This window comes from Candidatus Symbiopectobacterium sp. NZEC135 (genome assembly GCF_025962695.1).
Genome location: NZ_JAGFPF010000943.1, coordinates 1 through 824, shown reverse-complemented (window position 1 = coordinate 824; position 824 = coordinate 1). Strand labels below are relative to the sequence as shown.

The window sequence follows — 824 nt, the reverse complement described above, 5'->3', positions numbered from 1 at the left end:
AGAGATGATGGATGACCAGATGCAGGCGTGGGCGATGTTGAGTCAACAGCAACCGTTACAGGTTCCGTTAAGGGATGCGCAGGGTAATAGTTATCACGCTTCGGTAAATCTCAACGTTGCGGCATTCAACTTTGGTGTCAACGAGTTTGCGCTTATCGGCAATATGGGGTGGAAACAGGCAGATGGTTATAACGAAGCGGCGCTGAAAACGCTGCTCGGCAATGATTTAAGCGTGACCGCACCGCCAAAAGGATGGGTGGGTGACTATTTAGCTCAACATCCGACGGCAGAAAACGCACAAAAAGTCAGAACGCTAAGCCAGCAGTTAAAAGCGATTTGGGCCAATAAAACGCATCATCGTGATGGTGGCGAACCCTATAAAGCGGCTTTGCGTGTTGCTCTACTCGCCAATGAAATTGGCGCTATGCCGTGCTGGAACTGTAAGAGTGGTAAAGACAGAACCGGTATGCTGGATGCAGAAATCAAACGTGAAGCAGTGAAAATGCATCAACATGACACCGGCGTGATGCCACAAGCGTCAAGTGTCAGTGTACCGGGACGTTCGCTGGACAGTGCGGAACAACAACTTTTGCGGACCATTTTGCTGCACGGTGGCAATAGCGAAGTGCAACAGTATAACACTGGTGTTCCCGGGAATAAGGTGGCAAAACCATTGCCCGGATTTCTGACGTTGTCCACGCGTCAACGAATCGGGGATGCGTTTGCTTTTAAAAATACACAAGGTTTATCTGAATTGGTGTAACCACAGCGCAAAGTGTTGCGCTGATGTAATTAAAATGCGTCCATGGAATGGCAATAATATT

General features: G+C 48.5%; 1 protein-coding gene. It reads left to right on the top strand.

What is annotated here, in order from left to right; all coding sequences use genetic code 11:
* The coding region (locus J5224_RS31615) for an inositol phosphate phosphatase SopB (protein WP_319802525.1) at positions 1–763 on the top strand (763 nt) is incomplete at its 5' end.
* Positions 764–824 lie beyond the last annotated feature (61 nt).